At 62.0% G+C, this 8,319-nt stretch carries 5 protein-coding genes and 1 pseudogene; all 6 read right to left on the reverse strand.

Annotation, left to right across the window (positions count from 1 at the left end; all coding sequences use genetic code 11):
- Window positions 1-381 precede the first annotated feature (381 nt).
- Window positions 382-1,719: an NADP-specific glutamate dehydrogenase gene (gdhA, locus tag AC1DBQ_RS19580; protein ID WP_476930093.1), complete on the reverse strand. Its 1,338-nt coding sequence runs from the start codon at window positions 1,717-1,719 to the stop codon at window positions 382-384.
- A gap of 414 nt (window positions 1,720-2,133) precedes the next feature.
- Window positions 2,134-2,604: an EAL domain-containing protein gene (locus AC1DBQ_RS19585; protein WP_476930094.1), complete on the reverse strand. Its 471-nt coding sequence runs from the start codon at window positions 2,602-2,604 to the stop codon at window positions 2,134-2,136.
- Window positions 2,595-3,239, reverse strand: a pseudogene (locus tag AC1DBQ_RS19590) (PAS domain-containing protein); the annotation flags it as partial. The gene AC1DBQ_RS19585 and the pseudogene AC1DBQ_RS19590, both read right to left, overlap by 10 nt.
- Before the next feature lie 1,474 nt (window positions 3,240-4,713).
- Window positions 4,714-5,730: an ABC transporter permease gene (locus AC1DBQ_RS19595; protein ID WP_476930095.1), complete on the reverse strand. Its 1,017-nt coding sequence runs from the start codon at window positions 5,728-5,730 to the stop codon at window positions 4,714-4,716.
- Entirely contained in the window at window positions 5,727-7,295 is a 1,569-nt protein-coding gene (locus AC1DBQ_RS19600) for a sugar ABC transporter ATP-binding protein (RefSeq protein ID WP_476930096.1), read from the reverse strand. Before AC1DBQ_RS19600 ends, AC1DBQ_RS19595 begins: the two co-directional genes overlap by 4 nt.
- Before the next feature lie 81 nt (window positions 7,296-7,376).
- The coding region (locus tag AC1DBQ_RS19605) for a sugar ABC transporter substrate-binding protein (protein WP_476930097.1) at window positions 7,377-8,319 on the reverse strand (943 nt) is incomplete at its 5' end.

The following is an 8,319-nucleotide window of genomic DNA, read 5'->3' on the forward strand; positions in this document are numbered from 1 at the left end:
CAGCAACTCCGCTGTCCAGGTCACGACAAGGAGCCGTCAGACCAGCCACCACCAACAAAAAATGGGCCCCCGCAAGGGCCCATAAAAGGAGATTTGTACACACTCAGAGGCCTACAAGCCCCTGAGCTGGGAAAACACGTGCCCGAGGTGGGACTCGAACTGCATTCCAACCCCTGAAAACACTGGGAACCCGCCAAAACATGCGGAATCTGACGCAGTTCGAAGGCAGTACAACCCAGTCTGAACTGGAGTGTGTGGACAATGTCCACACACTCCAGTTCAGCAGTAACAGACTGGATGAGGCTGACGGAACGTCCGTTATCGGCCTTCACATCTGACGCAACCGGTACGTTCCTGGACCGCTATTTTCTGCGATGCAAGCTAGATGAGTCCTTGGGCCAGCATCGCGTCGGCTACCTTCACGAAGCCGCCGATGTTGGCGCCCAGCACGTAGTTCCCTGGGTCCCCGTACTCGTCCGCGGTGGCCGCGCAGCGGTCGTGGATCCCGACCATGATCTCGGTGAGCCGGTCCTCGGTGTGCGCGAAGGACCAGGAGGCGCGGCTGGCGTTCTGCTGCATTTCCAGCGCGGACGTCGCCACACCTCCAGCGTTGGCGGCCTTGCCCGGGCCGAACAGGATGCCGGCTTCCTGGAAGACCGCGACGGCGTCGCGCGCGGATGGCATGTTGGCGCCCTCCCCCACCGCCAGAAGGCCGTTGCGGACCAGCCGGGCGGCAGCGTCGCCGTCGAGCTCGTTCTGCGTCGCACACGGCAGCGCGACCGTCGCGTCGATGTCCCAGACGGAGCCGCCCTCCACATAGGCGACGGCGGAGCGCCGGGCTTCATATTCCTTGAGCCGTCCGCGCTCGACCTCCTTGATCTGACGCAGCAGCGCGACGTCGATGCCGGCCTCGTCCAGGACGTAGCCGGAGGAATCAGAGCACGCCACCACCGTGGCGCCCAGCGCCTGGGCCTTGGCGATCGCGTTGATGGCGACGTTGCCGGAGCCGGACACCACCACGCGCTGGCCCTCGAAGGACTTCCCGCGGGTCTTGAGCATTTCCTCGACAAAGATCACGGTCCCGAAACCGGTGGCTTCGGGCCGCACCAGCGAACCGCCCCAGGAGATGCCTTTGCCGGTGAGGACGCCGGACTCGTAACGGTTGGTGATCCGCTTGTACTGTCCGAAGAGGTAGCCGATTTCGCGCCCGCCGACGCCGATATCCCCGGCCGGGACGTCCGTGTACTCGCCGATGTGGCGGTACAGCTCCGTCATGAAGGACTGGCAGAAGCGCATGATCTCGGCGTCGGAGCGTCCGCGCGGGTCGAAGTCGGAGCCGCCCTTGCCGCCGCCGATCGGCATGCCGGTCAGGGCATTCTTGAAGATCTGCTCGAAGCCGAGGAATTTCACGATTCCCAGGTTCACCGAGGGATGGAACCGCAGGCCACCCTTAAAGGGACCCAGCGCGGAGTTGAACTCCACCCGAAAACCGCGGTTAATCCGGACCCGCCCGGCGTCGTCCGTCCACGGCACGCGGAAGATGATCTGCCGTTCGGGCTCGCAGAGCCGCTCAAGGACGGCGCCTTCCAGGAATTCGGGGTGGCGGTCATGGACAGGCCCCAGGCTCTCGAAGACCTCGGTGATCGCCTGGTGGAACTCCCCCTCGCCTGGATTCCGGGCCAGTACCGTGTCCCGGATGGCTTCAAGCCGCGCGTCCATTACAACTCCCCTTAACCTCGGCACCCCGACAGGGGGTGCGACAATCGAGCGTTTTCATACTTGCACCTTGCCAGAGGTCATTTCCAAATGGAGCACGGGCAGGCAGCCCGTATGACGCGAATGAAGAATTTACGGCGGCCCTATTCCCGAAGCTGGACCGTGATTCGGTTCGATTGTTCAGCGGAACAACTGCGTCAGCTCCAGCCCGTGGCTTCCGTCCCGCCACAAACGTCTGGAAAGACTTTGGCCACAACGGCGCTGGCGTTCATCGTTTACCTCAATGGGCGTACTGTGACCATCATCGTTCTCTTCTCGGCGGCCCACGAGCAGCCAGAGCGAACTGTGGACCGGTCCTGACAGGGCAGTAACTATCCACAGCCGCACGTTACTGTCCCTTGCGACGGGCGCACAGGGTCAGATCGCATCAGTGTCCTCGGCAGAGGGTTGTCTGACCCAACTGGCCCAGTCCTCGGGATTCGCGGATGGGCGGCCGAGGAAATAGCCCTGGCCGGCCTGCATCCCCAGCGTCGTGACCATGGCGAGCTCTGCCGCAGTTTCGATTCCCTCGGCCACCAAGGAGGCCCCGATTTCAGCCGCGAAGCCCACCATTGCTGTGCCAAGTGCTTGCCGGGCGGGGTCCGTATGGATCCCTGCAATGACATCCCGGTCGAGCTTAATCAGGTCAGGTGCGAGATTGAGAATGTGCCGCATGGACGCGAACCCGGCGCCGGCATCATCGACCGCGATCCGCAGCCCGGTGCGGCGCAGGGACGCCAAAGCCCCCGCCAGCGGGCCGTACTCTTCGACGGCATGACGCTCTGTGACCTCCAAAACGATCCGCCGGCCCGGGGATTCAGGACCCTCAGCACCCTCGCATCGAGGCACGCATCGGGCGAAAGGTTCACTGCCACGTAGAGATGATCCGGGAGGCCCGTCGCAGCATCCAGCGCCGTCTCAAGGGCCAGGATCTCCAACTCCACGCCGAGCCCGACGGAATCAGCCGCACTGAAATGGGTGTCCGGAGAGTCCGGGGAAATCAGAAAGCGGGTCAGCGCTTCAACCCCGATGACCTGCCCGGATTGGAGCGACCGTATGGGTTGGAATGCCGTTGACAGAAGGCGTTCCGCAATCAGGGTTTCCACCCGCCGCCGGGTCCCATCGACAGGACCATCGTTTGTGGTTCCGGACACGACGGAGCGCGTCGTTCCCTCCAGTCCGAGATACTCCCCTTCCGCGCCGGTACGAGCCCTGGCCGACACGACGACTAGGACCGGGCTTCCGTTACGGTGGCGGAAAACAGTCCGCGTCCCCCACGCCCCGTCCGTGTCCGCCCGGCTCGTCCTGTCCTGGAGCAAACCCTCGAGGTCCTCCGGGTCGATAATCAGACCGAAATGCTGCCCCATGAGCTCCGACGGTCCGTAGCCCACCAGATGCAAACTTTCAGGGCAGCAGTATGTGAACCTGCCCGAAGCATCAATGGCCCAACGCCAAGGCGTGACTTCATCCAGGACCTTGTCCACCGGTTTGCCGGTGCGGGACGCCTCCAGCTTTTCCCTGTACTGCTGGCCGAAGAATCGCCCGCCAGATAGGCCTCAACCGGCACGAACAGCAACGCAATGAGCTCCGGGATCCAATCCCGCCCCCCGGGGGTGACCCAGGGTTCGCTTCCCAGCAGGGAGGGCAATCGAATGATCCCTACGCACAGCACGTCCACAACGAGGACCAACATGAGCCAGCGTCCCGGAACCGATGGACCGCGCAGCCTTCGCAGGGGAAACCCGCCGGACCGGACGTCAGCCGTCTCATGAGCTGGTGCCGCCCCAGCCGCTGGGACTGGCACTTCAGTCTTCATCGCTCAGTCACCGCCGGACGCCGGCGAGCCGGAAGTTGTAGCACCAGAATAAAAGGCAAAGGAACCGACCAAGACACGTCCCACGACCCACAGAAACACCTTGTGCACCATCTCCCCAACCCGGCCGGCCCACACCCTGAGCCGGTTCCTAGAACCATCTGCTTTCTCATCAAAGCACTTACTTACGGCGAGGCACTCTTCGGGGAGTTTTACAGGCTTGGCAATGGGCAGCCAAAGGTCGCTCCGGAACTGAGCCAGTATGAACGGGCAGCGGAACAGCTATGCCCGGAGTGGCGGCGTTGACCGGGGTCCTCGCACCCGGATTGCTCAGATGAAACCGCACGACACGGAGAGCAACGGCGTAGTGGAGCCGGCCAACCAGGTCCCTGCAACTCCGTTCCTACCTGGATAGGGCGCTCCTCTCGCCGCGAGGACTCCAATGCCCAGCTAGACCAGTGGCTGCCCCCGGCCAATGCCCGGCTAGTTCGGCGGACCGGGGCCCGGCCTGCTGAACTGATCCGTCAGGATAGGGCGGCCATGCTGCAGCTGCCGCCGGCGCCCGCGTCCGAATTGGCCCCACCGTTGGTCTGGCACTTCGAATTACTACGGAGACGGGCCCGCAGGCGTTTTGCGGGCGTCGACCGGCCTGTCTCGGCTTGGCCGCCTGCTGGTCAGCGTTCAGTGCCATGACAACAACAGCAAGCTGACTTCGCTCATACCCTCCGAGGGGTCTAAGGGCCCAGTCCTGCTGGCAGCCCGCCCCGAGCATACCGGGTCGGGCTTTCCCAACCTCGCCAGAGGCCTTCCGCCAGTCGCTGATCACCGACGCCTGGACCCCGGACCTCAATCACGCCCGGCCCAGAGGACGCTAGATCCGTTTCGGCACGCTCGTACTGACGCTGGGGCCCGGGAAAACGGACATCGCAACCCTGGTTCGATCCGCTCAGGCACCCTGCCCGCCGCCAGCACCTATGGCGGGCCAGACGACGCCAGCGCTGTTACGAAGCCCCCGTCTGCCGGTCCACTAACTGCAGGTACTTGTTCTCCTGGCCATGTCCTGTCCTGAGCATGGCCACATCCGCGGCTCCGATATTGAAAAGTGTCCTGTGATGAACGCGACCTAGCCCGTCGCGAGAGCCCTCTCAAGCCTCCCCGGATCGCTTCCGCGATCGTGTGTATGCATCGAGTGATACCGCGCCGAGCACGATCACGCCGAGAGCAACTTCCTGCATCGCCTGTGGAAATGCAAGGATGTCGAAGACGTTGTTGATGGTTCCAAAGATCAGGATGCCTACGAGTGTGCGCCACATGGCGCCTTCTCCGCCGAGCAAGGAAGTCCCGCCGATAATGACGATCGCGATCGAGTTGAGCGTGACGTTGACGGCCACGCCTGGCTGTCCGACGCCAATGACCGAGGCCAGGACAATTCCGGCGAGCGCGGCGAGCATCGCCGTCAGCATGTACGTACTTGCCCGGAGTGCGATCACGGGCAGTCCGGCCAGCCGGGCAGCTTCATTATTGCCGCCGATTGCGTAGATTCCTCGGCCGTAGACGGTCTTGGAAAGTGCGAACCATCCTGCCGCGACCAGGACCGCGAGCAGCCAGACGGAGAGGGGTGCTCCCAGGAAGTCCTGGTCCGAGAGGAAATCGTAGCCCCTTGGGGCCATGGAAACCGGTTTGGAGTTCGTGAACAGCAAGGTCAAACCGCTGAATAACGATGAGGTGGCGAGGGTGGCAATGAACGCATTCACTTTCGCCTTCGTGATGAGGAAGGCATTGATCAGACCGAGAAGGCATCCGATCACCAAGGTGATGAGTATCGCGGGCCCCGCAGGCATCATTTGGGAGAGGGTTGCGTAAGAGACTCCGCCGATAGCCAGCACGGAAGCCACCGAAAGGTCGAAACCTCCGGCGATGATAATGAACGTCATTCCTACGGCGATGATGCCCACAGGGGCATTCTGGCTGAGTATGTTGACGAGGTTTCCTGGGTTAAGGAAGCGGGGGTTGAGGATGATCGCCGTAATGACGAGGAGAATGAGCACCCATACCATCCCGAGGTTCGTGGCTCTCTCCCTTAGGTTGAGTCTCCTAACTGGCGTCGCACCAGGAGTGATGGTGTTTTCGGGGGTGGTGTTTCTGTCCGTGGTGGTGCTCATGCGTTTTCCTTCAATCCGAATGCGGCTTTCAGTACGTCTTCCATTGCGATCTGCTGATCGCCGTTTCGCTCTATCAGACCCATGCTTTGGCCCTTAGCGACGACGAGCACCCGGTCGGATACCGCCAGTACTTCCTCGAGCTCGGATGAGACCACGATGATGCCGATGCCATCAGCGGCCATTACCCGTAAGGTCTCGAGGAGCTCCCCCTTCGCGCCGATGTCTATGCCGCGTGTGGGCTCGTCGGCGAGGAGTACTCGCGGACGGTCGTACAACCACCGTGCCATCAACAGCTTCTGTTGGTTGCCGCCGGAGAATCTGTCGCTTCGTTCACCAAGACGACTTACTGGAAAGTCCAGCTTTGAGGCCGCCTCGGTGACCATTGCACGGAGTTTCCTTCTTCCAATCACTCCACCGGATGAGGCGGAGGCAAGGTTGGACAGTGCGATGTTGTCCGCGGCGCTGCGGGGCATGACCAGCCCCTGTCCTTTACGGTCCTCCGGGATCAACCCGATGCCCAGCTTCCGCGCGGCGCGGACGGTTCGCGGCCAGGGGGACTCCGCGCCTGATAAGCGGATGGTTCCTCGCGCCGTGGGTTCCGCGCCAGCGAGGGCCCTCAGCAATGTCGAGCGTCCTGAACCTACAAGACCGGCGATGCCAAGGATCTCCCCCGGCTTCACTTCCAGGTCAATGTTCTCGATTACGCCCGGCACTGTGAGACCGACCACTTCAAGGACGGGTGCGAGGCCCGGCTCAATGGATCGTGTGGGTGTATCGACCGGCTTGTCCATGAGGACACGGCCAAGGGTCTGGTCTCCTCGCTGCTCGCCGAGCATTGCGCGCACGAGTTCGGCCCGGGATTTCTCTCCCCGCCTGCTCGTGGTGATGGCTCGGCCATTTCGGAAAACCGTTACGCGGTCCGCGAGCCGTTCGATTTCGTCGAAGTTGTGGCTCACGATCACGATGGTGACGCCGCGCTTGCGTAGTCCTTCGATCGCCTTATAGAGCGCTTCCCGTTCCTCGACAGCAAGCGAAGCGCTCGGTTCATCGAAGAGGATGACGCGGGGTTCGATCACGAGCGACCGCATGATCTCGAGCAACTGCTGCTCAGCCACCGAGAGGGTACCCACGGGCACCCCAGCAGGAACGGCATGAACCTCCAGCTCGGCGCACAACTGGACGTATCTCCGACGCATCTCGCGGCTGGAAAGAACGCCGAACCGGGAAAGTGCGGATCCAAGGAAAACATTCGCCGCTGCATCCAGATGCGGGACGATCGTGAGTTCCTGATAGATAGCAGAGACGCCGCTCCGCCGAGCTCCGCGAAGGTTCCCCGGTTCGAGCGGTTCACCGAAGACTTCGACGGCACCCCCGTCGAAATCGACGCGGCCGGCGATTGCGCCCAACGCGGTGGACTTGCCGGCTCCGTTCTCGCCGATCAGTGCGTGCACTGTTCCTTGATGGATCTCGACGTCCACCTCGATCAAAGCGCGGGTGGCACCATAGGTCTTCGACACCGCCTTAAGAGCGACGGCGACAGCCGGTTCCGATTGTGAAGGCTGCATTGCCTGGACTTCTTTCTGTACTGGGCTGGGGCGACTTTTTAGTGAACGCCGCCGCAGCCCTGAGTCTGGGTGACCTGCGGCTTAGCGGAGCTCTGCGGGCAGTTGGGAGAACGTTTCTTTCGTGACCGTAAAGGGGCTCTTGGCAGTGCCAATGAGCGAGTCATCCACAAACCGAGTGCCGGCGTCTCCGCGTTGCGCAGCGGCGATAGACTCGAGGTTCACCTTTATCCCGTTGTATGGGAAGAGCAGCGTCGAAAGCTGGACGTTCCCTGCCTGAATTTGTTCGATCTGGAACTTCCCGAAGCCCTGATCCACAATGTGAACCTTTCCTGCAAGCCCGGCTTTGTCTACGGCCTGGATGACGCCCTGTGTGATGTCGGGCGAGGACGCAGACACTACGAGGGTGGTGTCCGGATGGCCCTGCAGGTAGGTTTGCGTCTTGTTGTACGCGTCAGTCGTCGTCCAGTCGGTGTAGATCGATTCAACGGTGTAGTCGGCGTTGTCCTCAGCGAGTTTTCTCATTGCGGCTTCTATGACACGCGTCTGCTGATTAGTCCCCGGACCCAGTAAAGCCACGACTTTTTGCTTGCCTGGGTTTGCCTTTGCCGCGGCGGCTAACCAGCCGTCGACGTAATCGCGGGTGTTGTTGCTGCCCACGAAGTTGAACGTGCCCGGTGACCAGACCTCGTCAATCGACTTACCGGCCAAATTCTTTCCGTCATCACACAGTGGCGCCCCTGAAATCGACGTAAGGATGTTCGCCTTTGGGAAATCTTCGGTAAGGAGCTTGCAGCCCATCACGCCGTCGAGGGCCATTACGACCGCGGCGTCATAGTCCCCCGATTTAAGAACTGTCTGCATCTGATTGAACTGCTTGTTCGGATCGTAACCTCCGTCGAACAAGGTCATGTCCATGCCCAGCTTCGCTGCAGTCTCCTTTGCCGCTCGCTCCTGCGCCTCTCCAAATGCGTTGGCCACACCGGGGATGAAGACTGCGACCTTGATGCCTGGGCTGGTCTTCAGG

It is taken from the genome of Arthrobacter sp. 10T413_2, from assembly GCF_056394205.1.

Bases quoted from the DNA above. Each gene is read 5' to 3' on its own strand.
- gdhA (WP_476930093.1), bottom strand. From the start codon at position 1,719: ATGGACGCGCGGCTTGAAGCCATCCGGGACACGGTACTGGCCCGGAAT.
- AC1DBQ_RS19595 (WP_476930095.1), bottom strand. From the start codon at position 5,730: ATGAGCACCACCACGGACAGAAACACCACCCCCGAAAACACCATCACT.
- AC1DBQ_RS19600 (WP_476930096.1), bottom strand. From the start codon at position 7,295: ATGCAGCCTTCACAATCGGAACCGGCTGTCGCCGTCGCTCTTAAGGCG.